The organism is Pseudomonas sp. Ag1 (assembly GCF_000278565.1).
In the GTDB taxonomy this organism is placed as follows: Bacteria; Pseudomonadota; Gammaproteobacteria; order Pseudomonadales; family Pseudomonadaceae; genus Aquipseudomonas.
The window spans coordinates 1-430 of the sequence record NZ_AKVH01000005.1 but is presented as its reverse complement, the minus strand read 5'-3'; the positions used below and the strand labels follow the sequence as shown (position 1 = coordinate 430).

Genomic DNA, 430 nt, shown 5'->3' with positions numbered 1-430 from the left:
TTTAGGTGCCAGCGCCGCAAGGTGTAAGAGCTCGGGTCTCTTCTTCCGCACCAAATAAAGTTTCGTGAAGGCCTGCGGGTCGGCGCGAAGCTCAACAAATAGCCTTTTTGACGGGCTTTTTGGTCACGCAATATGGTGGGCGTAGCTCAGTTGGTAGAGCACGGGATTGTGACTCCCGTTGTCGAGGGTTCGATCCCCTTCGTCCACCCCATATTTAAAAAGGCGCCAGATTAATAGTCTGGCGCCTTTGCTTTAAAAGCTTCAAGCGCGGATGTGGTGGAATTGGTAGACACACTGGATTTAGGTTCCAGCGCCGCAAGGTGTAAGAGTTCGAGTCTCTTCATCCGCACCAAATAAAGTTTCGTGAAGGCCTGCGGGTCGGCGCGAAGCTCAACAAATAGCCTTTTTGACGGGCTTTTTGGTCACGCAA

At 51.9% G+C, this 430-nt stretch carries 2 tRNA genes; both read left to right on the top strand.

The annotated features are described in order from the left end of the window. Nucleotides 1-135 precede the first annotated feature (135 nt). Nucleotides 136-211, top strand: a tRNA-His gene (locus tag A462_RS32195). A gap of 56 nt (nt 212-267) precedes the next feature. After that, nucleotides 268-352, top strand: a tRNA-Leu gene (locus A462_RS32200). The last annotated feature ends 78 nt before the right edge of the window (nt 353-430 follow it).